The sequence below is a fragment of the Anabaena azotica FACHB-119 genome (assembly GCF_014697625.1).
GTDB lineage: Bacteria > Cyanobacteriota > Cyanobacteriia > Cyanobacteriales > Nostocaceae > Trichormus > Trichormus azoticus_A.
The window spans coordinates 12,520-37,866 of sequence record NZ_JACJSG010000004.1; the positions used below are offsets into that span (position 1 = coordinate 12,520).

22 protein-coding genes are annotated in these 25,347 nt (G+C 43.3%); 10 read left to right on the forward strand and 12 right to left on the reverse strand.

The features are described 5' to 3' along the window. Nucleotides 1–193 precede the first annotated feature (193 nt). The 7 genes from H6G83_RS03610 to H6G83_RS03640 all read right to left on the reverse strand — a co-directional run bounded on the left by H6G83_RS03610 (nt 194) and on the right by H6G83_RS03640 (nt 10,973). Complete coding sequence (locus H6G83_RS03610) at nt 194–2,386, reverse strand: molybdopterin oxidoreductase family protein (protein ID WP_190467090.1); 2,193 nt, start codon at nt 2,384–2,386, stop codon at nt 194–196. A gap of 69 nt (nt 2,387–2,455) precedes the next feature. Next, nucleotides 2,456–3,958: a NarK family nitrate/nitrite MFS transporter gene (locus H6G83_RS03615; protein WP_190467092.1), complete on the reverse strand. Its 1,503-nt coding sequence runs from the start codon at nt 3,956–3,958 to the stop codon at nt 2,456–2,458. 92 nt (nt 3,959–4,050) lie between these two features. Beyond that, on the reverse strand, nt 4,051–4,881 hold the full coding sequence (locus H6G83_RS03620; protein ID WP_190467095.1) for a nitrate ABC transporter ATP-binding protein: 831 nt from the start codon (nt 4,879–4,881) through the stop codon (nt 4,051–4,053). Nucleotides 4,882–4,973: 92 nt separating this feature from the next. Next, nucleotides 4,974–6,947 (reverse strand): ABC transporter ATP-binding/substrate-binding protein, encoded by a 1,974-nt coding sequence (locus H6G83_RS03625; protein WP_190467098.1) that lies wholly within the window; start codon nt 6,945–6,947, stop codon nt 4,974–4,976. A 94-nt stretch (nt 6,948–7,041) separates the two neighbouring features. Beyond that, complete coding sequence (gene ntrB / locus H6G83_RS03630; protein WP_190467102.1) at nt 7,042–7,881, reverse strand: nitrate ABC transporter permease; 840 nt, start codon at nt 7,879–7,881, stop codon at nt 7,042–7,044. 95 nt (nt 7,882–7,976) lie between these two features. Beyond that, nucleotides 7,977–9,293: a CmpA/NrtA family ABC transporter substrate-binding protein gene (locus H6G83_RS03635; protein WP_190467105.1), complete on the reverse strand. Its 1,317-nt coding sequence runs from the start codon at nt 9,291–9,293 to the stop codon at nt 7,977–7,979. 93 nt (nt 9,294–9,386) lie between these two features. Continuing rightward, entirely contained in the window at nt 9,387–10,973 is a 1,587-nt protein-coding gene (locus H6G83_RS03640) for a ferredoxin--nitrite reductase (protein ID WP_190467108.1), read from the reverse strand. A 686-nt stretch (nt 10,974–11,659) separates the two neighbouring features. Between H6G83_RS03640 and H6G83_RS03645 the strand changes: the two genes are divergently transcribed. From H6G83_RS03645 to H6G83_RS03660, 4 genes are all read left to right on the forward strand, one after another. Continuing rightward, nucleotides 11,660–12,070 carry a QcrA and Rieske domain-containing protein gene (locus H6G83_RS03645; RefSeq protein ID WP_190467112.1) on the forward strand — a complete coding sequence of 137 codons (411 nt, stop codon included), beginning with the start codon at nt 11,660–11,662 and terminating at the stop codon, nt 12,068–12,070. 116 nt (nt 12,071–12,186) lie between these two features. Next, nucleotides 12,187–13,371, forward strand: coding sequence for a HEAT repeat domain-containing protein (locus tag H6G83_RS03650; RefSeq protein ID WP_190467115.1), 1,185 nt, complete (start codon nt 12,187–12,189; stop codon nt 13,369–13,371). Nucleotides 13,372–13,432: 61 nt separating this feature from the next. Beyond that, on the forward strand, nt 13,433–14,269 hold the full coding sequence (dapB, locus tag H6G83_RS03655; RefSeq protein ID WP_190467117.1) for a 4-hydroxy-tetrahydrodipicolinate reductase: 837 nt from the start codon (nt 13,433–13,435) through the stop codon (nt 14,267–14,269). Between the two features lie 18 nt (nt 14,270–14,287). Further along, nucleotides 14,288–14,968 (forward strand): phosphate ABC transporter permease, encoded by a 681-nt coding sequence (locus tag H6G83_RS03660; RefSeq protein WP_190467120.1) that lies wholly within the window; start codon nt 14,288–14,290, stop codon nt 14,966–14,968. 84 nt (nt 14,969–15,052) lie between these two features. On the opposite strand, the gene H6G83_RS03665 is transcribed toward H6G83_RS03660, so the two are convergent. Continuing rightward, nucleotides 15,053–15,682: a precorrin-8X methylmutase gene (locus H6G83_RS03665; protein WP_190467122.1), complete on the reverse strand. Its 630-nt coding sequence runs from the start codon at nt 15,680–15,682 to the stop codon at nt 15,053–15,055. Between the two features lie 113 nt (nt 15,683–15,795). Next, entirely contained in the window at nt 15,796–16,605 is an 810-nt protein-coding gene (locus H6G83_RS03670) for a TPM domain-containing protein (protein ID WP_190467125.1), read from the reverse strand. A 260-nt stretch (nt 16,606–16,865) separates the two neighbouring features. Here H6G83_RS03670 and H6G83_RS03675 point away from each other — a divergent pair, with 260 nt between their 5' ends. From H6G83_RS03675 to H6G83_RS03700, 6 genes are all read left to right on the forward strand, one after another. Beyond that, nucleotides 16,866–17,627: a Uma2 family endonuclease gene (locus tag H6G83_RS03675; RefSeq protein WP_190467127.1), complete on the forward strand. Its 762-nt coding sequence runs from the start codon at nt 16,866–16,868 to the stop codon at nt 17,625–17,627. Nucleotides 17,628–17,724: 97 nt separating this feature from the next. Further along, nucleotides 17,725–21,561 (forward strand): HEAT repeat domain-containing protein, encoded by a 3,837-nt coding sequence (locus H6G83_RS03680; RefSeq protein ID WP_190467130.1) that lies wholly within the window; start codon nt 17,725–17,727, stop codon nt 21,559–21,561. Between the two features lie 94 nt (nt 21,562–21,655). Beyond that, nucleotides 21,656–21,880, forward strand: coding sequence for a type II toxin-antitoxin system HicB family antitoxin (locus H6G83_RS03685; RefSeq protein ID WP_190467133.1), 225 nt, complete (start codon nt 21,656–21,658; stop codon nt 21,878–21,880). A gap of 21 nt (nt 21,881–21,901) precedes the next feature. After that, nucleotides 21,902–22,156 (forward strand): hypothetical protein, encoded by a 255-nt coding sequence (locus H6G83_RS03690; RefSeq protein WP_190467135.1) that lies wholly within the window; start codon nt 21,902–21,904, stop codon nt 22,154–22,156. Nucleotides 22,157–22,165: 9 nt separating this feature from the next. After that, nucleotides 22,166–22,606, forward strand: a complete 441-nt coding sequence (locus tag H6G83_RS03695; protein WP_190467138.1) for an HNH endonuclease — start codon at nt 22,166–22,168, stop codon at nt 22,604–22,606. 90 nt (nt 22,607–22,696) lie between these two features. Further along, a complete protein-coding gene (locus tag H6G83_RS03700) occupies nt 22,697–23,176 on the forward strand; it encodes a hypothetical protein (protein WP_190467140.1) in 480 nt (159 codons plus the stop codon). Between the two features lie 645 nt (nt 23,177–23,821). Here the strand turns inward: H6G83_RS03700 and H6G83_RS03705 are convergent. From H6G83_RS03705 to H6G83_RS03715, 3 genes are all read right to left on the reverse strand, one after another. Further along, a complete protein-coding gene (locus H6G83_RS03705; RefSeq protein ID WP_190467145.1) occupies nt 23,822–24,355 on the reverse strand; it encodes a DUF948 domain-containing protein in 534 nt (177 codons plus the stop codon). Between the two features lie 102 nt (nt 24,356–24,457). Then, the gene (locus H6G83_RS03710; protein ID WP_190467153.1) at nt 24,458–24,808 is read right to left on the reverse strand and encodes a YtxH domain-containing protein; all 351 of its coding nucleotides are present in this window, start codon (nt 24,806–24,808) and stop codon (nt 24,458–24,460) included. Nucleotides 24,809–24,922: 114 nt separating this feature from the next. After that, nucleotides 24,923–25,270 carry a hypothetical protein gene (locus tag H6G83_RS03715; RefSeq protein ID WP_190467159.1) on the reverse strand — a complete coding sequence of 116 codons (348 nt, stop codon included), beginning with the start codon at nt 25,268–25,270 and terminating at the stop codon, nt 24,923–24,925. Nucleotides 25,271–25,347 lie beyond the last annotated feature (77 nt).

Below are 25,347 nucleotides of genomic sequence, written 5' to 3' on the forward strand. Positions count from 1 at the left end.
GATTAATCGCTTCTGTACAATGCTGTTCGTCTAGTACCTGTAAATCTTTTACCTACTTCCAGGTGATACTAGAACTACGAAGTAGAACCCCCTAGATTCATTTGTCAAGGTTCAGCTTCTGCGTATTAGGCAGCAATAGGGTTTTTTCAGTGGTTGATTACCCTTCCACAACCATATTCTACCAAAAGCCGTCCTATAAGGACGGGGTTTTCAACCCAAATTTTCGATAATTTTGGGTAGGAATTTCTACACAAACGGGTATTAGTTGGACTGCACAGGCTTTCAACTCTGGTTGCAGTGAGTCAGGGCAAGATTCAGGATGAGTTAGGGCGTTAGCTTCGGCATTATCTGCCCAGAGTGTACCCCAGTGCATGGGGACAAAAACTGTACCTGGGGCGATCGCTTTTGTCACTTTAGCAGGAAACTTAGCGCTACCACGACGCGATCGCACTTCTATCACTTGCTGATCTTCAATTGCTAACTTCGCCGCATCACGAGGATGAATTTCGATAAGTGGTTCTGGGTGCATGGCACGAATTTTTTCTATTCGACCTGTGCGGGTTAGCGTGTGCCAATGTCCGTATAAACGCCCAGTAGTCAAGACAAAAGGATATTCTGGGTCTGGTGGTTCAGCCAATCCTTTAGAATAATAAGCCCCAAAGCGGGCGCGACCATCAGGCGTATGAAACCGCAAATCAGTATAAAGTCTTTTCCCTTGATCCCCATTCCCCATCTCTGGATGCGGCCATTGTGTAGGACCTTGCGCCTGTAATTGTTCGTGACTAATACCAGACATATCACAAGGGCGACCCCTGGTCAGTTGGACAAACTCGGCGTAGACTTGGGCGGAGTTGGTAAAGGCGAACTTGTCCGCAAAATCTAATCTGCGTCCTACCTCCGCGAAGATTTCCCAATCTGGTTTCGCTTCCCTGGGCGGTTGGCGGAAGGCTTGACATAGGGTAACACGGCGTTCTGAGTTAGTCATGATACCAGTTTTCTCACCCCATTGTGCCGCAGGGAGAAGCACATGAGCATAAGCTGCCGTTTCTGTGGGATAGTAAGCATCTTGGTAGATGGTGAAAGGCGATCGCAATAATGCCTTTTTCGTCCGTTCCAAATCTGGCATACTGACAGCTGGGTTAGTAGCTGCAATCCACAACAATCCCACATCACCAGTTTCTAAACCTGTAATCATATCCCAAGCTGTTAACCCTGGATGGGGGGAAATTTGCCCAGGCTTCAACCCCCAAAATTGTTCTACCTCTGCGCGGTGTTGGGGATTTTTCACCAACCGATAACCGGGTAACAAATGGGCTAAACCGCCAGCTTCGCGTCCTCCCATTGCGTTGGGTTGTCCAGTGAGGGAGAAAGGCCCCGCCCCTGGTTTACCAATTTGTCCCGTCATCAAGTGCAAATTGATAATCGTTCTAACCTTAGCTGTACCTTCACTCGATTGATTTACACCCATCGACCACATCGACAACACAAGCCCAGACTCGCCCCAATAACGGGCGGCGGTTTCCAAATCTTCCATGCTGATACCACATTGACGGGCTACCACTTCGGGCGAATAGTGGCGAATTACCTCAGCATAAGCAGAAAAATCACGGGTACAATCATCAATGAAACCCACGTCTATCATATGCCAGCGCATCAATAAATGGGCGATCCCATTTAACAAGTCGATATCTGTACCGGGATTTATTGCTAAATGTAAATCTGCTGCTTCGGCGGTGGGTGTGCGTCGAGGATCAACCACAATCATTTTCATCTTGCGGTTTTTGCGGTGGTACTTTTCCAGACGGTTAAAAACGATGGGGTGACATTCGGCGGTGTTTGTCCCAATTAAAAATGCACAGTCGGTTAACTCCAAATCTTCGTAGCAGCAAGGAGGCCCATCAGCGCCAAAACTTTGGATGTAGCCAGATACCGCACTGGACATACATAAGCGCGAGTTAGCATCGAAGTTGTTACTACCTAAACAACCTTTCATGAGTTTTTGGGCGAGGTAGTAATCTTCGGTTTGGAATTGACCGGAACCGTACATACATATAGCTTCTGACCCTTGGGTGAAGCGTACAGTTTGAATGCGGTTGGTGATGAGGTCAAAAGCTTCATCCCAACTGACGCGGCGAAACTCCTGATCTAGAGAGTCGCGCACCATTGGGTAGTGTAATCTATTTTTATCCAAAGATTCAGCGATCGTTGCACCTTTGACGCACACCATACCCTGGCTAGATGGGTGGGCTTTATCTCCACGTACCCGCCAGATGGGATTTCCTTTACTATCTCGATTAGTGGCTTTATTGGCTTGGGCTGGTGGTGATACTTCTAGTCCACAACCGACACCACAATAGGGACACTGGGTTTTGATAAATTCACTCATGTTTTTCTCACGCAAAGGCGCAAAGTCGCAAAGAATGTTGAGTAAAGGTAGAGGTTAGTAGTAAGGACTTTAGTCCTCTGCTACGAATGCAGGTTTTTGCGGCGTATTATTTGCTAATTCACTTTCAGAAGTACCCGCAAAAGAACCTTGAGGTTCTTTGAGGAAGAAGGCACACATAAAGGCACAAATTAAAGCAGCTATACCCATTGTGGTAAACAAGGTGGGTGCATCGGTGAGGCTGAAAATAGTTAGATAAATTACGCCGCCAAAATTACCGTAAGCGCCTACGTTTCCAGCGATTTGTCCGGTGACTTCTTTCTTAATTAGGGGGACGATACTATAAGTTGCACCACAGCCTGCTTGAGAGAAGTAGGCGGCGAACATGGTGATAGCGATCGCCAAAGGAATCGGCCAGTTACTATTAATAAAATGTGCTGCTAAATAGCTTACACCAATCCCAACGCTAATAATTGTCATCGTCCATTTACGAGAGCCAGATTTATCAGAAATTAAGCCACCGCTAGGACGAGAAACTAAGTTGAGAAAAGGGTATGTCGCCGCAATCATCCCGGCGACAACGTGTTCTAAAGCAAAGGTTTTTTCAAAGAATGCGGGTAGCATGGAAACAACTGCTAATTCACTACCAAAGTTAGTGACATAGGTAAACTCAAGTAAGGCAACTTGTCCAAATTGATAGCGCCCAGATGGTGGATAATTTTTCTTACCAAGCAGTAATTCTTTGTTGACTTGGTAAGCTTTGTATGTTTGATAAGTAAACAATCCAGCTAATAAAAACCAGACAAAATACATCTGGTTAATTGTGAGGAAGTGGATATTTTTTTGTGCTAACCGCCAAGCTAACAAACCCAAAGCAAATATTAAACCAAAGTTGGAAATTAACATCGCCCAGAAGCTTTTGACGCTGGTGACTTCTAAAGCACCGTTTTTCTTAGGTCTTTGGTAAGTTTTGCCTGGGGGTGTATCTTGGACGCTATTGTAATAAACTACGCCGTAGATAGCGGTAATGATACCAGTGAGAGCGATCGCTAAACGCCAATTAGAAGCACCACCTGCTAAAAAGCCTGTAGCCACCGCAATCATTGGTAGGGCAAATTCTGCACCAAATGCACCAAAATTACCCCAACCACCATAAATCCCCTGGGCAATTCCCATTTCTTTGGGTGTGAACCATTCCGCCACCATGCGGATACCCACGACAAACCCAGAACCGACAATTCCCATCAACAGGCGACTGATAACTAACTGATGAAAGTCTTGAGATAGGGCGGTGGCTAAACAAGGAACCGCCGCAAATATCAGGAGGATAGAGTAGGTTTTGCGAGGGCCGAATTTGTCCAGCAGCATCCCAATAATTAGGCGTGCGGGAATTGTCAGCGCCAGGTTACAAATACCTAAAGTTTTAATTTGTTCAGGTAACAGATGTAACTGTTTGCCGATAGTAGTTGCAAAGGGCGCAAAGTTAAACCAACAGACAAAAGTAAGGAAGAAGGCGAACCAAGTTTGATGTAAAATTCGGTAGCGATCCCTGATAGAAAATAATTCTCTCAGCATTTTATTATTCCTGATTGTTGAGAATGAGTGTGTCAGTGAACAGCTAACACAACCTGATAACTGATAACTGATAACTGACAACTGATAACTGACTACTCATCATGAGCAAATCGGTTATATAAGAAATCTAAGGCGTAGTTTCGTAAGTTGTAGTATTCGGTGTCTTCCATGATGCGGCGGCGGTTGCGGGGACGGCTGAAGGGAATATCGAGGATTTCGCCGATTTGCGCGGCTGGGCCGTTGGTCATCATCACAACTCGGTCGGCTAGGAACAGCGCCTCATCGATGTCGTGGGTAATCATTAATACGGTAACTTGGTGGTCACTCCAGATTTGTAGTAGTTCTTCCTGTAATTCCTCTTTAGTAATTGCGTCTAATGCGCCGAAGGGTTCATCGAGGATGAGGACTTGGGGACGGATGGATAAAGCGCGGGCGATCGCAACTCGTTGTTTCATCCCCCCGGAGATTTGGCTGGGTTTCTTATCTGCGGCTTCTGTTAAACCCACCATTGCTAAATGTTCTCTGACAATGGCGCGTTTTTCGGCTTGGGGTTTGTTGGGGAATACTGCATCTACGGCTAGGTAAACGTTATCGAAGACAGTTAGCCAAGGGAGTAAGCAGTAGTTTTGGAAGACCATCATCCGGTCTGGGCCTGGTTCGGTGATGGGTTGGTCTTGCAGGAGAACTACGCCTTCGCTGGGGGTGTTAAACCCGGAAATCATGTTAAGTAAGGTTGATTTACCACAGCCTGAGTGACCGATTAAGCAAACAAATTCGCCTTCACGAATTTTGAGGTCTATTCCGTCGAGGACGGTGTAGGGGCCTTCGGGGGTGGGGTAGATTTTGCTTACGCCTTCGATGACTAGGAAGTTTTCTTTTTGGGTTTTTAGGTTCGTTTGGTTATTTTTATTGATTATTTGCATATGGCGAATAGATTGATTATTTACTCACGCAAAGGCGCGAAGATGCAAAGGAAAAAAGGAGATACTATGGACTATTGACTATGGACTTTGGACTAAATAAATATTTCTTCAATACGGATTTGTCGTTTGATTTCTAAGTTTTTGAGGTATTCTATGGGGTCTGAGGGGTTGAAGGTTTTGCCGTCGAATAGGTGAATGGGGTTGTCTTCGCCGATGTCTAGTAAGCCCAGGTCACGGGCGGCTGCGCCGAATATGTCTGCGCGGCAAACTCTTTCGATGACTTCTACCCAGTTTTTAGGGAATGGTGTTAAGCCCCAGCGTGCCATTTGTGTTACCATCCACAGGATTTCGGTACGGTTGGGATAGTTGGTTTTGTTGAGGTAAAACTGGTTGTAGGTTGTAAGTTCTTGGGGTGGTGTACCGTCGCCGCGATCGTAGGGGTCGGTGAAACCTGGGCGGATGTATGCAGGGTTTACATCCAGATATTCGGGACGACAGAGTAATTCGAGGATTTCTTCGCGGTTGCGGAGGTCGTCGCAATATTTGCAGGCTTCTAATAATGCTTTAACTAGGTTCAGGTAGGTTTCTGGATATTGTTGCGCCCATTGTTCCCTTACTCCCAAGACTTTTTTCGGTTGTCCTGACCAAATTTCTAGGGCGGTGGCGGCTACAAAGCCTATGTCTTGATGCACTGCTTGGTAGTTCCAAGGTTCTCCCGCACAGTAACCATCAATATTTCCGGCTTTGAGTTGGGCTACCATTTGGGTTGGCGGAATGACTGTTAAACTCACATCTCTATCGGGGTCTATCCCACCAGCTGCTAACCAGTAACGCAGAATTAAGTTCTGCATGGAGGTGGGATGAACTACGCCCAAGGTGAGGATTTGGTCGGGGGAAGCGTCAATTGCGGCTTTTAAGTCGGTTAAGGTTCTTACGCCTTGGTTGTAAAGTCTTTTGCTGAAGGTGATGGCGTTGGCGTTGCGCGAAAGATTTAAGGCGTTAACTATGGGGACTGGTTGATGATCACCAGCACCTAAAGTTAGGGCTAGGGGCATTCCTGCCACCATTTGGGCTGCATCAAATCTGCCAGAAATCACACCTTGAGATATTTCTTGCCAGTCGTTGGCACGGTTGAGGGTGACATGATTTAAGCCATACTTAGCCAAGAAACCCATTTCTTTGGCGACAATTAGCGGGGCTGCATCAGTCAAAGGCATAAAGCCAATTTCGAGGACGGCTTTTGCTGCTGCAACTTTTGTCGAGGCTTGTTGAGTCTTGCGTTTCTTCGCCTGCTTTTGTTGGTTGAGGAAATAAATTATTTCGTTGCGGAGATTATAGTAACTAGGATGTTTAACGACTTCTAAACGCTGACGGGGACGAGGGATTGGTACTTCCAGAATTTGTCCAATGTGGGCTTCTGGGCCATTGGTTAGCATGACAACGCGATCGCTTAACAACAATGCTTCATCTACATCATGTGTCACCATTACGCAAGTAATTTGATGTTCATTGCAGATTTTCATCAATTGTTCTTGCAAACTCCCCCTAGTTAAAGCATCCAACGCACCAAAGGGTTCATCTAATAATAATAACTTGGGACGAGTAGCTAAAGCACGAGCGATCGCTACCCGTTGTTTCATCCCCCCAGATAACTCACTCGGACGTTTATTCGCCGCCAAGCGCAGCCCCACCATATCGATATGTTCTTCAATAATTGCCCGACGCTGACCTTTAGGTTTACCTTGATAAACCTCATCCACAGCCAAAGCAATATTGTCCCGCACCGTTAACCAAGGAAGCAAGGAATAATTTTGAAAAACCACCATGCGATCGGGACTAGGTTCTCTAATTTCCCGCCCTTCCAAAGTCACACCACCAATACTAGCCCGATCCAACCCAGCAATGATATTTAATAAAGTAGACTTACCACAACCAGAATGCCCAATTAAAGATACAAACTCGCCTTGTTTGATTTTCAATTCAATATTTTTCAGGGCAATATATCGACCACCATTAGGTAGTTCAAAAATCCGATCAACGTGGTCAACTTCAACAAAAGTAGTCATTAGTCCTTAGTCCTTAGTCAATAGTCCAAAGTTCATTCATTCCCCTCCAGGGAGGGGGTAGGGGTGGGTTAATCCCTCTGCGTTTAACTCCTAACTACTTCTGATCAGCCACAACTTTACTAGCAACAAACCCAACCAACCTATCTAGAAATAACCCAACCAAACCAACATAAATAAGTGCCAAAATAATCTCACTTAAATTAGTTTCCGTCGTCGTATTATAAGCATCCCAAATAAACGAACCGATACCCACACCACCAACTAACATTTCTGCCGCCACAATTGCCAACCAAGACAACCCAATCCCAATACGTAAACCCGTGAAAATATAAGGAACAGTTGCAGGGAAGACAATTTTAAAGAAGTATTTCGCCCCCTTCAGCCGTAATACCTTAGCTACATTAATATAATCTTGAGGAATTTGTTGTACACCGACTGTTGTGTTGATGAGAATCGGCCAAATTGAAGTGATAAAGATTACGAAAATTGCTGAAGGGTTAGCTTGTTGAAATGCTGCTAAAGAAATAGGCAACCAAGCTAGAGGCGGTACAGTTCTTAACACCTGAAAAATCGGGTCTACAGCATTATAAACCATAGGATTAACACCGATTAAAATGCCTAGTGTAATGCCTGCGATCGCCGCTAACGAAAAACCTAAACCAACTCTTCCCAAACTACTAAGTATCTGCCAACCCAAACCCTTATCACTTTCGCCATTATCAAAAAATGGATGAATAATAAACGGGTCAAATGTTTCCGAGAAAGTTTCTATCGGCCCAGGTAATTTAAAATTAGGATTTAAACATAGTAATTGCCAAATAACCAGGAAAATTCCTAATGCTATCAGAGGTGGTACAATTTTTTTCCAAATAAATTTATTGATAGTATTTTGAGACTTTCTTATTTTAACGCGATTCCCTAAAGTAGCTGCCATTTTCTCATGTCTCCCGTGGATAATATTCGCTCGTAGTAAGGGCTTTAGCCCTTTCTTATGCCTCTAAGGACTAAAGTCCTGACTACAAACCCTAATTAAACTTTTTTAATCTTCAAACTATTCAAATATTCTTCAGGTTTTTCTGGGTCAAATTTAACTCCATCAAAGAAGGTTTCCACACCACGAGAACTGCTAGCAGGAATTTCCGCAGCAGCTAGATTAAGAGATTTCGCAGCTTGCTTCCATAAATTTTCTTTATTTACCTGATTCACAAGGTCTTGAACTTTGGTATCTTTTGGCAAATAACCCCAACGAATTTCCTCAGTTAAAAACCATGTATCATGACTCTTATAAGGATATGAAGCATTATCTGCCCAGAATTTCATACGATGTGCATAGTCTTTTTGTGTGCGACCATCGCCATAATCAATATTACCCTTAGACCTTTCTAAAATATCAGCAGCAGCCACATTTAAGTATTTGCGGTCAGCAATTATTTTACACATTTCCTCTTTATTTTCTGCCTTGTCGCACCATTGTTGTGCTTCTAAAATCGCCATCAAAATCGCCTGTGCAGCGTTGGGATTTTTATCAACCCAATCTTGACGCATGGTAAAAGCTTTTTCTGGGTGGTCATTCCATAATTCGCCAGTAACTAAAGCAGAATAACCTAATTTTTGGCTGACTAATTGAGCGTTCCAAGGTTCTCCTACACAGAAAGCATCAACCGTACCAACTTTCATATTGGCAACCATTTGTGGTGGTGGTACAGGTTCCAAAACTACATCTTGGTCTGGGTTAATACCGCCAGCAGCTAACCAATAGCGCATCCATAAATCATGGGTTCCGCCTGGAAAGGTAATCCCAGCTTTCCACGCTTTCTTATCAGCTTTGGCTTTGGCTGCGGTTTCTTTTAAACCTTTGCTTTCTAAATTAATTTTCAAATCTTGATACTTTTGGGCAACAGAAATAGCTTGACCGTTAGTATTTAAACGAGCCAAAATATACATTGGCACTTTATCGTTGATGGTCATCAAATAAGGCATGGGGCTGAGAATATGTGCGCCGTCAATACCATCACCTGATGAACCGATTTTCAAGTTATCGCGAGTGACAGGCCAAGATTTCTGTTTGATGACTTCCACATCAGTCATGCCGTATTTGGCAAAGATGCCCTTTTCTTTGGCAATAATTAAGGGTGCAGCATCAGTCAGAGGAATAAACCCTAGCTTGGCTTTGGTGGTTTCTACTTTAGGGGCGTTGGTGGCTGTAACGTTGGCGGCTGGGGCGGCTGAAGGTGCTTCGCCTGTGGAAGTTGATTGTGTGTTGGAGGTGCAAGCATGGGCGAAGATGGAAGCCGCAGCCGCCGCGCCTGTGGTGAAAATAAATTTTCTTCTGGAAACCTGTGTCATTGTTGTTGTGTAAGTTGTTAATTCGTCAGTGGTTGGTAGTAAGCACTTTAGTGCTGAGAAGAATTAAGAAGGACTAAAGTCCTTACTACATACTTATTTGGGTTTTGCGCCGAAGTTTTGGATGAGTAAGTCTCTTAATATGGGCTGCAAGTCTTCACAAGGGATGCCTTTTTGGACGCAGCTACCCAAGTGTGCGTCTTTGCCAACTTTGCCTCCCATATAGATGTCAACGCCTTCTACAGCTTTGCCATCTTTACGGGCTTTGGTTCCCATAAGTCCGATATCTGCAACTTGGGGTTGTCCGCAGGAGTTGGGACAGCCTGTCCAATGAATGCGTACTGGACGAGTGAATGTGAGTTCACTTTCTAAGGCTTTAATCATTTCTGAGGCGCGGTTTTTGGTTTCGATGAGGGCGAAGTTGCAAAACTGTGCGCCTGTGCAGGAAACTAGCGATCGCGTTAACATTCCCGGATCAAGGGAAAATCTCTCTAGCAAGGGATCTGCTAACAATGTTTGTAACCGCGAGTCGGGAATATTGGGAATAATCACGTTTTGTTCCACAGTCATACGGATTTCGCCGCTACCGTAAACATCAGCTAATCTCGCCAGTTCAAACATATCTTCGGCATACAATCTACCCACAGGTATGTGTAAGCCTACATAGTTTAATCCCGCTTGTTTTTGTTTATAAACTCCAATGTGGTCGCGCTTTTCCCAATCGATTTCGTCTTTGGGTGCGGCGTGGAGTAAGGTTTTACCTAAACGCTGTTCGACTTCACTACGGAACTTCTCTATCCCCCACTCATCAATTAGCCACATCAAACGAGATTTCAAGCGGTTAGCCCTGGGGCCGTTGTCCCGATAAACCTCTAAAACTGCCCTACATACCGCTACAACTTCTTCTGGTGTGACCCAAGCATTCAAGGGGATCGCCGCCTCACAACGTTTAGCGGAAAAGAAACCACCAACCAGTATGTTAAATCCGAAGACTTTTTGCGGTGTAGGAGGCTTTTCAGGATTGCCTAATACCCAGTCTCCATTGACTTCTTTGAATGCTGGGACAAAGGCTAAATCGTTGATTTCTGCGTGAACTGAATTGTCTCTTCCACCAGCGATCGCAATATTAAATTTCCGAGGTAGATTACTAAATTCAGGATTTCCTTCTCCTTTATTGGTCAACATATCCTGAATTTGCTGGACTAACTCGCGAGTATCATACAATTCATCCGCATCCAACCCCGCCACAGCATCGCCTGTGATGTTGCGGATATTATCCATCCCTGATTGCACACTGGTTAAACCTACGGCGTGAAACTTATTGAAGATATGTGGCAAATCTTCAATTCTGATTCCCCGCAACTGAATATTCTGCCTAGTTGTAATATCAGCGTTACCTTCATCTCCGTAACGCTGCACCACTTCAGCTAAAACACGCATTTGATCACTGGTGAGAATACCATTAGGCATTCGCATCCGCATCATAAATTTACCAGGAGTGACTGGACGAAAGAATACACCCACCCACTTAAGACGATGATCCCTGTCTGTTTCGTCCATTGCTTCCCATCCCAGGGAGGCAATTTTCTCGATTTCTGCCTTGATAGCTAGCCCGTCTTTTTCAGCTTTGAACTTTTCAAACTTATTCAGACTGGCTTTTGCGGTAGTTGCTGTATCTGTCATGAGCTGGTTCTCATAAACTACTAATCATCGGAAACTTGAAACCTATCTACTCAACATCCATCAGCCCGTAGTTTGTTCTTTGGTCTACGCGGTCTAATCATGAAATATTTATTTAGATTTGATTACTTGTACTCAAGAGCGTTTTAAGATGATTCTTCTGCTACTTCAATGACTGGCACGCCGCCTATTGTTCAGTGAATGCAGTTAGGAGTGATTGGTTATCTTTTACATTGGCTCCATTTGTCAAGAGGTTGGTGTAAATGTTCATGTAACAATTTCGATACTTATAAGGTTATGTTGGGATTCCAGGTAAAATAGTATAAGCAGCTACAAAATTTTAGTAATAATCCCTAAATTGAATAGCTTATATGCGTTTTCTGCATTACACTGAGCAAGTGAGTAGTGCAAAAATACTTGTAAAGCATTGCTACGCATGGCATACAAGTGATTGATGATAGTAGGGGACAGGGGACAGGGGACAGGGAACAGGGGAGCAGAGGAGCAGAGGAGAAACCCACCCCTAACCCCTCCCAGGAGGGGAAAGGAGCAGAGGAGCAGAGGAGAAACCCACCCCTAACCCCTCCCAGGAGGGGAAAGGAGCAGAGGAGCAGAGGAGAAAAACTATTGACTATTGACTATTGACTATTGACTATTGACTATTGACTATTGACTATTGACTAAAAACTATGAAACGTCGTGATTTTATCAATTGGGTGGGTTTGGGTTTATTAGCAAGTAGCTTACCTGTAGCGATCGCCGCTTGTAGTCCTGCACAAACAGCATCTACAGACTGGCAAACTATAGGGACGGTGGCAGACTTAGATAAATCAGGTCAATTACTCAACGAAAATTCCCCCATCGGCCCGGTTTTAGTAGTGGGGACATCAAAAGCACAAGAAAATCTTGTGGCTGTTAACCCCACCTGCACCCACAAAGGCTGCACCGTCGCCTGGAAAGCCCAAGCGAAAAAATTTGTCTGCCCTTGTCATGGCGCAGAATATGGAATTGATGGTACAGTGCAGAAAGAACCAGCTACAAAACCCCTCAAAACTTACGCCGCCAAAATTGAGGGCAATTCCGTAGTAGTCAAGCAATAAGGTTTAGGGATTAGAGGCTAGAGGCTAAAGGCTAGTAGTTTTTACGCAGCAATAGTAAAAATTACATCCCCAGTCCCCAATCCCCAGTACCCAGTCCCCATTTAATTTAAATTACTGTGAATAATATCGGGCAACTTTTGGCACAGGCAAAAGCAGCAAACCATGCAGGTGATTGGTCATCATTGATTAATTATCTGCAACAGCTAATTTTGGTATGTAAGGATGAAGCTGATCGAGAATGTCTGTTGGAATTGGCACTCTCAGCTTTAGAGATGGGCGATTTTCAGCAAAGATGGGATATTGCTAAGGTGTTGATCAGTTTGGGAAATATTACCATCAACCCATTGATAGAAATTTTGCAAGATGAAGATGCAGAGGATGAATTGCGCTGGTTTGCTGCAAGAATTTTGGGTGAGTTTCCCCATCCAGATGTGATTAATCCTTTGGTAGGATTTTTGCAGACAAATCAGGATGAGGAACTAAAAGCGATCGCTGCATCTTCTCTCGGACAAATGGGGACTGTAGCTATTCCCCAACTAACGGAACTGTTAAAAGATGAACAGACAAGGCTTTTGGCAGTGCGATCGCTAGCTTACATCCGCAGTAAAGAAACTATCACACCCCTATTAACTGTGGTGCAAGATAGTCAAGTCGCAGTCCGTACCGCCGCCTTAGAAGCCCTCAGTAGTTTCCATGATGAGCGTGTAGCCCCTGTATTGTTGCAAGCTTTAGATGATTTAGCCGCGCCTGTGAGACGTGCGGCAATTGTCGGTTTAAGTTATCGTTTAGAATTATGCACCGAATTAGATTTGATTGCTAAAATCAAGCCGCACCTTTATGATTTTAACATTGAGGTGTGCTGTGCAACTGCCGTTGCTCTTGCCCGCATGGGTGATGATGCTGCCCAACATCTATTTACAGTATTGGTATCACCCCATACACCAATTACATTACAGCTAGAAATCATCCGCGCCTTGAGTTGGTTAGAGTCATTAATAGGACTAGAGTATTTACAGCAAGCACTCAATCAACTCACCTCAGCAACACTTTGGCAAGAAATTATCACACTTTTGGGAAGGGTGCAAAAACCTGAGTTAAAGACAGCAGCCGCAGAGATTATATTACAGATGGTGCAAGCCGGACATCCAGCGACAAAAATTAACAGTATTAAAAGTGCGATCGCCTTAGCTTTGGGACAGTTGAGTTATTCACAAGCCACAGAACTATTAAACCAGATGCAGCAAGACCCAGATGAATTTGTCCGACTCCATGCGATCGCGGCACTCAATAAACTAGGGTAGGGAACTAGAAACAGGTTTGACCGTATAATTCCCTTGTTAGCTGAAAAATATTTGCTCAATTATGACTAATCAAGCTCCTATCCCGGTGATTGTCAACGGTGCGGCTGGTAAAATGGGTCGTGAAGTGGTGAAAGCTGTAGCCCAAGCACCAGACTTAAATTTATTAGGTGCAATTGACCGCAGCCCAGAACATCAAGGTAAAGATGCTGGAGAATTAGCGGGTTTAGGTGAAGCCTTAGAAGTACCCATAACAGACCAACTAGAACCAATGCTGGGTTATGTGGCTGGTGAAAGAAACGGGCCGCCAGGGGTAATAGTAGACTTTACTCATCCTGATTCAGTTTATGATAACGTCCGTAGTGCGATCGCCTACGGTATTCGTCCAGTTGTCGGGACTACAGGTTTAAGTCCCGCACAAATTCAAGATTTGGCTGACTTTGCGGAAAAAGCTAGCACCGGTTGTCTCATTATCCCTAACTTCTCCATCGGGATGGTATTACTCCAACAAGCCGCCATCACCGCATCCCAATATTTTGACCATGTAGAAATTATCGAACTCCATCATAACCAAAAAGCTGATGCGCCTAGCGGGACTGCAATTCAAACAGCGCAGTTACTAGCAGAAATGGGTAAAACTTTTAACCCGGCAATTGTGGAAGAAACGGAAAAGATAGCCGGGGCTAGAGGTAGTTTAGCCGGGGAAGGGATTAGAATCCATAGTGTGCGCCTACCTGGATTGATAGCCCATCAAGAAGTCATATTTGGTGCGGCTGGACAAATTTATACATTACGCCATGATACAAGCGATCGCGCCTGCTATATGCCTGGAGTTTTGCTTGCGATTCGCAAAGTCTTACAGTTAAAGTCGTTAGTATATGGTTTAGAAAAAATCCTTTAAAATACCAACTTTCCACTCATGTTAGTACCACTGACCCGCCAGAAACTTGAACAACTAATTCCCCTCATCGCCACTGGCCCGCAATTCAAGTACTACTGGGGAAAGTTTTCTAACTTTTTGCAACGCCTACTAATTTCCGTCGTGGCGATAGTCGCAATTCTACTAATTAGGACTGTCTTTGGTTTAGATTTTGGCTTTATCGTCTTTCTTGTAGGAGTATTCGCCGCGCTGTTTTGGTTGTGGTATCCCATATTTCAGGCTAGTCTACGGAATGTCAAATTGCGCCGTTACAAATACGGTGGCTTTTTCCGTGGACGAATCCTCGATTGGTGGATTACTGATAAATTGATGGGTAAACAAGAAACCGTCAACAACAAAGGCGAATTGGTAATTGTCGAAAACCGAGAAAAGCGCATTAACATCGAAGTAGGCGATGATACAGGCTTCAGCATTGAGTTAGAAGCACCCCTCCGTCCCTTTCATAAAGCCATTGCCCGTGGTCAAATAGCCGAAATGATTGTCCTGTCAAATCGCGCTGATTTAAGTAGAATCGAAGAATTTAGCGACGTTTATATACCCAACCGCGACATTTGGGTAAATGATTATCCTGTACTGCGGCGAGACTTCTTTGGCGAAGTTAGCGATCGCCTGCGTGAAGACCGACAAGACAGACCACGCCGTAGGCGGAGAGTTGAGTAGGGACTGGGGACTGGGGACTGGGGAGATGAGGGAGAATAACTGACAACTGATAACTGATAACTGACAACTGATAACTGTCAACTGTCAACTGTCAACTGTCAACTGTTTCCCATAAGCTTGCCATGCTAAGTCTATTAGACCAACGGCGATCGCAGCTGCTACAACTGCATTACCTTTGGGACAGTCAATTGTGATATTGGGTATTAAGGAATCTTGCAAGCGCCTTTTATAATCTTCCTCATCTAAGAATATTGCAGGCGTAGCAATAATCAAAGCTGGGTTAATCTCTTCCACTTCGATTAAATCTACCAGCGTAATCAATGCTGTCTGGGCTTGACCGACAATAAAAATTCCCTCTGGATAGCGTTTAGCTAAAGTTTCCATTCCCCAAGCCGCGATAGTTTTGTCCGTTTGGGGACGGGTCAAAGCTTCCGTACCACAATACACTGGATTAGCAAAAGTATTTTGAATATTTTGGGCTATCCCTGTTTGCATCATCGGCACATCCACCACAATTGTAGTTCTTGCCGCCAATGCAGCAGCCCCAGCTTGTAAAGCACGCTCAGAAAACCGAATTAAAGACTTATACTCAAAATCAGCCGTAGCGTAAATTACCCGGCGGACAATCTCATATTCTGCTGGCGATAACACATGATCGCCAATTTCGCTATCAATGATTGCTAAACTTTGAGCATCAGTTACGTGCCATTCCATTGCTATTAAGTACCAAAAGACCAGCTTTCAGCTTATCAGGTTGCTGTGTTTAAGGTAATCCTGCACCAAATAAATCCTGTAGAGACGTTGCATACAACGTCTCTACAACTCCCCTAAGAATTAGCATTAGAGGAAGGACGACTAAAAACAGGGGATAGGTAAGCCACTAAAGCACCAATGAAGAAACCAGAGAAGTTACGAACCAGAGGTAGCCAGTCACTAGTGCGTGTCACCACAGGCCCGATACCGAAAGCAAGAAACAAAATTCCCCATAAAGGCGAGAAAATTAAAGCCCATTGCCAAGCGAAAACTTGTCCCTCCTGGCGCGGTTGTCCGGCAAAGCCACAAATAATTCCACCAATAATTGATGTAATTAAGGTTAAAATCCACTGTTCCCTGGGTAAACCAGGTACAACCGTGCAACCACCCTTGAGTAAGCAGCCTTTAACCGAATCTAAGGCTTGTAAAATCGCTTGGTCTTCGCCTTGTTCTCGCACAAAATACAAATTCCCAAAGCGGGTTTGCAGTTCTATCCAAAATGTCCGGGGTAAAAGTTCATAAACTGCATCACCAACACTAAAGCTGAGGATGTTCCCGCCACGGGAGTCAGCAACTAAAAGAATGCTTTTATCATCCAATCCCCAATAATTGATGACAGCCCTACCTGGAGTACGGTCATACTGAGTTAATACTCGCAGTTTCCAACCAGTATCCGCCTCGAACTGTTCGATTTCTTTAACTAGCTTGTCTTCCTGCGGATCAGGTAATGTCTTAGCTAAGTCTACAACTGGGGTAAAAAACTTAGGTAACAACTCAGGATTGTCATAAGCCAACGCCGAGGGAGAATGTAGTCCCCAAAGCGTCCCAGCTAAGAAAAATACTGTAATAGATACTAAAATTCGTCGCCAAAAACGAGACTGCATGGACGTTCTTATACAAATATCAGGAGTAGAAGTGAACAAGTTGATTTAAAAGAATACGGGAAAAGTGATAATTCGTTACACTTGTTTACTTTACTCTAATATATCGATGTGTTGCAAAGATTTTTTGCATCGGTATTACTAATTTCAGTGCGATCGCCTTCTGCTCACCATAGGCGATCGCACAACTGATGAGAAATCAGCCGATAAATCGTTATAATGCTGATGAAAACACTGGCGTAGAAGATTTGGTGTCACCAGTCATGTTAAATTTGAACCTGCCAAGGTACTTACCTTCAGCCGACGAACTACCCGACTCTGATGATGCGCCAGTGGATAATGAACTGCAAGAACTCATCCCCGGCTTACTTAAAGCTATTCTGCTGATACTTTGGGCGGAACGCATGGATTGGTTTTTTGGGGTGGATATGGGTATTTATTATCACCCTGATGAAAGTGCGATCGTTCCCGATGGCTTTTTAAGTCTTGGGGTAGAAAGATTTTACGATGAGGAACTACGTCCCAGTTATGTGCTGTGGGATGAAAAGGTAGTCCCCATTTTTGTGTTAGAAGTGGTTTCGCCCAAATATCGCAAAGAATACAGCGATAAATTAAATGATTATGCCGCTTTGGGTGTACTTTATTACGTCATTTATTCTTCTCAACGCCGCCGTAAACCGCGTTTAGAAGTACATAAGTTAGTTAATGGTAAATATGAATTGCAAACAGGAAACCCAGTTTGGCTACCAGAAATTGGTTTAGGAATTGGTTGTGAAAGGGGAAATTATTGTGGAGTAACGCGAGAGTGGATGTATTGGTATGATGAACAGGGACAGCGTTACCCGACACCCCAAGAACAAATTAAACAGGCGCAACAACAAGCGCAATTAGCACAAGAACAGGCGCAATTAGCCCAACAACAAGCGCAGCAGGAAGCACAACGCGCCCAGCAGGAAGCGCAACGGGCGCAGCAGTTAGCGGAAAGATTACGTGCTTTAGGGATAGATCCTGATAATCTTATTTGAGATTTAACCGTGACTTTTGTGTAATAATCTGGAAATTTCGCCGCCTTAATTGAGATTGGTGTATATACTCGTAGTCAAGATATCAATAGACACGGGTATGCTAATTGAATGGTTTGGTACTTGGATTGCAGGTAAAGCATTTGGATTTCTGGTTAAGACTATTATTAGCCAGGAATTTTTACAAGAGTTAGTTAAAGATTACGCTAAAGATTTTTTCAGAAATATTATTCATACTGCTGTGACTGCACCATTCCAGCGCGAACCACTACAGAAAGCTGAGGTGATGGCGTTTGCAGAATTTTTGCAACTCATGCAGCAAGACTTAGAAGATAGTCTACTCTCTCAAGAGGAAATTGAAAATTATAGCCAGCCTTTACAGCAGTTTTTAAAGCAGTCAGAAGTTAAAGAAATTTTGGGCGCTGCTTTTTACTATGAATGTGAGGCTATCAATACTAAGAGATTAAAAGAAATTTGGTATCAACTGACCGCCTCTAGTTCGCTACCAGAGGATTTTAAATGGAAGAAGATAGGCAAAGAATATTTACAAAAAGTGAAAAATATTATTCGAGAATTTCCTGAACTTAGGGCAATTCTTGATTCTCAGAATATAGAACAAATCAAAGAATATACAAAAGCCCAAGCGGGAATTATTCCGGCTTTTGATTTAGAACGCTATCAGGAAGGAATTAAGGAGCGTTACGGTAATTTAAAATTAGAAAGTTTAGATACAACTGGCTACGCTTATAACGAACTCAAGTTATGGCGAATGTTCATTGCTCAAAATGTGCGGGAAGTGCATCAAGTTTTGCCGCGAGTTCATGAACTGCCCAAGGAACATTTTAGAAGGCTGCGAGAAACTGACCAAATAGAGGCAGAAATTGCTGCCGAGGAATTGCAACAACTCACAAGGGTTTATTTAGAACAGCCGCTACTTTCAGTATTAGATGTTGTTAATAATCAGCAGACCTATAAATATATTGTAGTTTTGGGTGATCCTGGTTCTGGTAAGTCTACACTGTTGCAGTATTTAGCTTTGAATTGGGCTGATTCACCATTAGATAATGTCATCTCACAACCCATTCCTTTGCTAATTGAGTTACGTACTTATATGCGGCGAAGAGATGATAAGGAGTGTGATAGTTTTCTGGAATTTTTGGATAAATGTAGCGGTACAATTGAACATCTCAATCAACATCAACTACATGAACAGCTACAAGCTGGTAACGCTTTAGTCATGTTTGATGGGTTAGATGAAGTATTTGAAGCTGGTAAGCGAGAGGATGTAATTACAGATATTCATCGCTTTACTAATGAGTATCCTAATGTGCAGGTGATTGTTACTTCTCGCGTAATTGGCTATAAACCGCAACGGTTGCGTGATGCTGAGTTTCGCCACTTCATGTTACAAGATTTGGACGCAGAACAAATTCAAGATTTTATTTACCGTTGGCATGAGTTAACTTTTAGCGATGAAGCGGATAAACTGAGAAAACGGGAAAGGCTGGAAAGAGGAATTAAAAATTCCAAAGCGATTACAGAATTAGCAGGAAATCCTCTATTGTTGACGATGATGGCAATTCTCAATCGTAATCAGGAATTGCCAAGGGATAGAAGTTCACTTTATGAACAAGCATCGCGGGTATTGCTGCATCAGTGGGATGTGGAACGGGCTTTAGTTGAAGATAAGCGGCTAGATCATAAGACTATTGATTATAAAGATAAGCAAGCAATGCTGCGTCAAGTTGCTTATAAGATGCAAACTAGCGGTGCAGGTTTAGCTGGGAATGTGATTAGTAGCAGTGAATTAGAAAAGATTTTGGCTGAATATTTAAGAAGTATAGAAATTCAGCAACCGAGAGAAGCGGCGAGGGTGATGATTAATCAACTACGGACTCGTAACTTTATGTTATGTTTCCTTGGTGCTGATTATTATGCTTTTGTGCATCGGACTTTTTTGGAATATTTCTGTGCTTGGGAGTTTGTATGGCAGTTTAAAGAAACGCAAACGCTGAATATTGAACGGCTTAAGGAAGAGGTTTTTGGCAAACACTGGGATGATGAAACTTGGCATGAGGTATTGTTGTTAATTGCGGGGATGATTGAAGCCAAGTTTGTTGGTGAGATTATTGAATATTTAATGGTGCTAGATGGTGAAGAGAAGAAATTTATTAATATCTTTTTGGCAGCTAATTGTCTTATTGAAGTGAGAAATCACTCAGTGATTGAGTCAACGGCTGATAAATTGCTGAAGCGGTTAAAAGATTTAACTGAATATGACCTCTGGTATTGTCGTCATCCTGACTTTGATGACGAAGAAGCTAATCTCATTCAAGAAATTCGCTCTGAAGCAGTCACAGCAATTATCACAATTTGGCAAGATGACCCCAACACCAAAACCTTTCTCGAACAACTCGCCACGGCGAAGGATGATTGGGATGTGCAATGGATAGTAGTGGAATATTTAGTTCAGGCTTACAAGGACGACCCCACCACCAAAACCTTTCTTCAACAACTTGCCACTACGGATAGTAATTCGGGTGTGCGATGGACAGCAGTAGAACAATTAGCCCAGACTTACAAGGATGACCCCACAACTAAAACCATTCTTCAACAACTCGCTACTGTGGATGATGATTCGAGTTTGCCACTGACAGCAGTGCATCAATTAGTCCAGGCTTACAAGGATGACCCCAAGACTAAAACATTTCTCCAACAACTCGCCACTGCGGATAATAATTTGATTGTCCGACAGATAGCAATAAGAGAATTAGTTCAGGCTTACAAGGATGACCCCAATACCAAAACCATTCTCAAAAAACTTGTTATTAAGGACAATAATCCTTATGTGCGACAGACAGCAGTAAGAGAATTAGCCCAGGCTTACAAGGATGACCCCACAACTAAAACCATTCTTCAACAACGCGCCATTGTCGATAATAATTCAAATGTGCGACGGACAGCAGTGGAACAATTAGCCCAGGTTTACAAGGATGACCCCACAACTAAAACCATTCTCCAACAACGCGCCAGTGGGGATAATAATTCGGATGTGCGACAGACAGCAGTGGAACAATTAGCCCAAGCTTACAAGGATGATCCCACAACTAAAACCATTCTCCAAGAACGCGCCACTGCCGATGATAATTCGGATGTGCGACGGACAGCAGTCAAACAATTAGTCCAGGCTTACAAGGATGACCTTACCACCAAAACCTTTCTCCAAGAACTCGTTAATACAAACGATAATTCAAATGTGCGAGGGACAGCAGTAGAACAATTAGCCCAGGCTTACAAGGATGACCCGAATATTAAAAGCATTCTCCTACAACTCGCCACGGCAGACGATAATTCTGGTATGCGACTGACCGCAGTCAGAGAATTAGCCCAGGTTGATGAGGATGACGCTAATATCAAAATAATTCTCCAACAACTTGCTACTGAGGATAATAATTGGTATGTACGATGGACAGCAGTGCAAGATTTAGCTCTGACTTACGAGGATGACCCCACAACCAAAAACATTCTCCAACAACGCGCCACTGCTGATGATAATTGGGAAGTGCGACGGCTAGCAGTGGAACATTTAGTCCAGTCTTACAAGGATGACCCCGATACCAAAACCTTTCTCCAACAACGCGCCACTGCTGATGATGATTCGGATATGCGATGGACAGCAGTAAATGAATTAGCCAAGGCTTACAAATCTCAGCCTGAACTTTTTGAAATCTACTATGACTGTGCTATTAACGACCCCTTTGACGATAGCCATGATGATTTTTACGCAAATCCCCGGCGCGTTGCACTTGAGATAATTGTCAAACAATATCCCCAGCATCCCCAGACTTTACCACTGTTGCGCGACAGAGCAGAGAATGACCCAGATGAGAAGGTGCGGGAGTATGCAAGAGAAAAGTTGGCAAAATTAGATCAGTGAAAGAATGGCTGATATCAATTCTCTATGGAGTCGCGCTAAATATAATGTAGAGACGTTGCATGCAACGTCTCTACAGTAAAGCCTATAAATAAAGATGAAATACACAATCGTTATTCAATGGTCAGAGGAAGATAAATGTTATGTGGTTTTTTTACCTGAGTTTATTAATGTAATGCAGCCTTGCACTCATGGAGATAGTTATGAGGAAGCTGTAAAAAATGCTCAGGAAGTTTTAGAAATGCTAATTGAATCAGCTTTAGCCGATGGTGAAGCTTTGCCGGAACCGCAAACTTTGGGAAAGTCATTTAAGGTAGCATAGTTGAATTAGGGAGATAAACTGATGACTACATCTATAAATACAGCCAAAGTCTACGATGAAATTATCGACTTTATTGCGGCTGGTACTACACCGGAAACTGTTGTGAAGTTTCAGCTTTCCGAGATGGCGAAAGGGCGTTTAGAATATCTGGTCTATCAACACAAAATGGGCGAACTGACACCAGAGGAAAAGAAAGAATTAAATCATTTCCTCACGTTAGAACATATTATGAGATTAGCAAAAGCAAAAGCACACTTGTACATCAAGGCAGAGTAGGTATTTCCAGTGTCTAGTAATTACGTTACTGTAGAACTGCGGCGTTTAGTGATTGATCGCGCTGATTGTCTGTGTGAGTATTGTTTAATTCCTGAAACAGACGGCTTAAGTTTTCAAGTTGATCATATCATCAGCGTGAAACATGGCGGTTCTACAACAGCCGATAATCTCTGTTATGCCTGTATTTTCTGCAATCTCCAAAAAGGAACGGATTTAGGCTCAATTAATTGGCGCACTGGGGAACTTGTGCGGTTTTTTAACCCCCGGAGGGACTTTTGGGGCGACCATTTTCGCTTAGATGAGGCTGTGATTCAACCTCTCACCGATATCGGCGAGGTAACGGCTCGTATTTTGGATTTTAACATCGATGAACGGATTCTAGAGCGCCAAGTTTTCATTATGTCTGGTCAGTATCCATCAGCATCAGCACTAAAACGGATAAATAAGTAAAATCATTGTGTGTTTTTGCTCTCTTCAATGGGCATCCTATACTTAGCAATTACTGCTACTCACCCCTCGAATTAGCACGGTAAATATAGGATGCCTTATCAAAATATTAACGCCTCTCTGTCAGCAGAAGATATCAAAGAAATCAAAGCAGCGTTACAGACAATTCAAAACAAGTTACCCTTTCTCATTACTCTGACTATGCAGGAACGGCGGAAGCTGGTGAAAATGGGTGATAAAAGTCTAGCTTTCGTCAACAATAGCATCACGGCTGCTCAGTCTAACCCGGAAATTTTGCCAGCTAGTTTTAATGTTGAGGAACTTGTGCGTGATTATCAGTTAGCGATCGCACTCAACGAGTTATTAATCTCCATGAACCAAATGACTGAACAGGTTGATGATACTCTACTTGCTGTCGGTAGTGAAGTGATGACTGACAGTTTAACCGTTTACGACTACGTGAAAACAGCCGCAAAGAAAACCCCCGGTTTAAAATCTCTGGCTGAACAGTTAGGTGAGCGTTTTAAGGCTATTGGTAAAGGTAAATCCGCAAAAACTGCCAGCGTTTCATAAGTGAATACTCGTCGATGAGTAGTTGAGGTGGATTCATCTATCTCAGATACTCGTCGATGAGTAGTTGAAGTGGATTCATCTATCTCAGATACTCGTCAATGAGTAGTTGAAGTAGATTCATCTGTCTCAGATACTCGTCGATGAGTAGTTGAAGTGGATTCATCTATCTCAGATACTCGTCGATGAGTAGTTGAAGTGGATTCATCTATCTCAGATACTCGTCGATGAGTAGTTGAAGTGGATTGATGTCATGTGGAAAAGCTAACGCCAAACCTAACCCTTCCTTCCCTTATTACTTTACCTGACTTTTCACGGGATCTGGAAGACCTCTCTCCAAACCTCTCTCCTACAAGGAGAGAGGCTTTGATTTCTCCCCCTTCCCTTGTAGGGAAGGGGGCTGGGGGGTTAGGTCTGACGGAGCGCTTTTCCACATAACGTGAAAAGTCAGATTACTTTACAGGACTTACGCAAGTTTCACAATTGGTGGTTGGTGCGTGACGCTACAAGTCTCATGACTACGTTCAAATAATTTCGCAGCGTCACACACCCTACAGAAAAAATATGCCAGTTGCGTAAGTCCTAAGAAGAAAAACTAATAACTATGGACTATTGACTATGGACTATGGACTATTGACTATTGACCAATCACTCATCAATTTCATTGTCCCAGTTAGAAGCTTCTTGATAACCATCACTAATACGGTATGCTTCTGCTTTGGGGAGACGGTTTTCTGGTTTTAGTGCTTCTCGTTCTCGCACAGTCAGGGAAGATTGTTCTGTAATAGGTAGACGTTCGACTGTTCGCCTTGTTGGTTTTTGCCTAGTGAAGGTCTTCCAGGCTGCTTTAACACCAACAAATACGCTACGTGTACCTGTTTGGATATTTTGAGCTTGTTTTCTGGCTCCGTCTAAACTCTGATCAACTTGCTTGACAACTTGACCAGCACTTTTGACACCTTCGCTCACATCTTCGGTCAAATCTGTGATTTCTAAGCCTGTGGTGCGGATGGCTTCTAAGGTAGGTGGGAGTTCTCTTGAGAGTGTATCAAATAACTTTTCTGCGCTACGAGCAGCCCGTGCTAGTTCCTGCAAAGCGGGTATTGCTGCTACCAAAACAGCAGTTAAGCTAGCAGCAACTAAGACAATGGAAAGTCCCAACCAAAACAGGGGTTCAGTCACGGTAATAAAATTTTACAATTCAAAATGCTTTTGGCTAAGTTACAAAATCAGCAAATACTCATTTACTGTAATCAATTTTGATATTGTTACCTGTTTGACAACTTATGGACGTTCTAATTCTTCGGCTAGCGTATCTGATGCTGGGGTAGCTTGTTGGCGTTTCAAGACTTGACTTTCACGCTGACTAGCATCTATACCAGCTGCGATCGCATCCCGTAATCTATCCAAAGTTTCATCCCAGTTTCGCAAAGCGTTAGCAGAAAGTCTGTCTGCTTGAATTTGTACGCTTGTTGATAAATCCTCTGCCAATTCGGGAATTGCATCAGCAGATTTTTTCAAAAGTTTACGAGTTTCGCGCCCTGTGCGTGGAGCTGCAAGTAACCCTGCTAAAGCACCAATGGTAGCTCCCAGCATCAAACCGCCAATAAATACTCCAGAACGGTTATTAGACATCTTATACTGTTTCTCTCCTTACACCTATTTTAGGTGCTTTTCACTGATGGCAAAACGCCAATAATTTTCCGCAGTTAGCTTCTGTTGACAATATATCAACTAAAAAAGTTGCTTTTATGCCTTAACTGATTTTACAGACTGTTGTTTCCCAGATAGAGAACTTGGTCTGCGAACGTAACGCCCCCAGCTTCTTTGCCCAAGTAATAGTAAACTGACGATTTGCCGTATTTGTTGAATTTTTGTCTGTAAACCTTGGTTACTCTGCCGTAAATTTAGAATATTCTGCTGACCAAGATAAATGTTTTCCGGTGCGTTGTGTAGTAAATTGTGACTACATTGCTCGTATTGCAGTAGGCGATCGCTCAATAAAGCTATCCGCTTTTTCAGTTGCCAAACTTGCCAAGCTACGAAGAGTAGCATGAATGAGATGAGAATGTTAATCGCTACAACCACTGTTACCATCATTGAACTCAGGGAATTTTGTTATTTGTGGTATTAAAGAAGCTAATATTTCCCACTTAGCATCACACAGTTCTGTC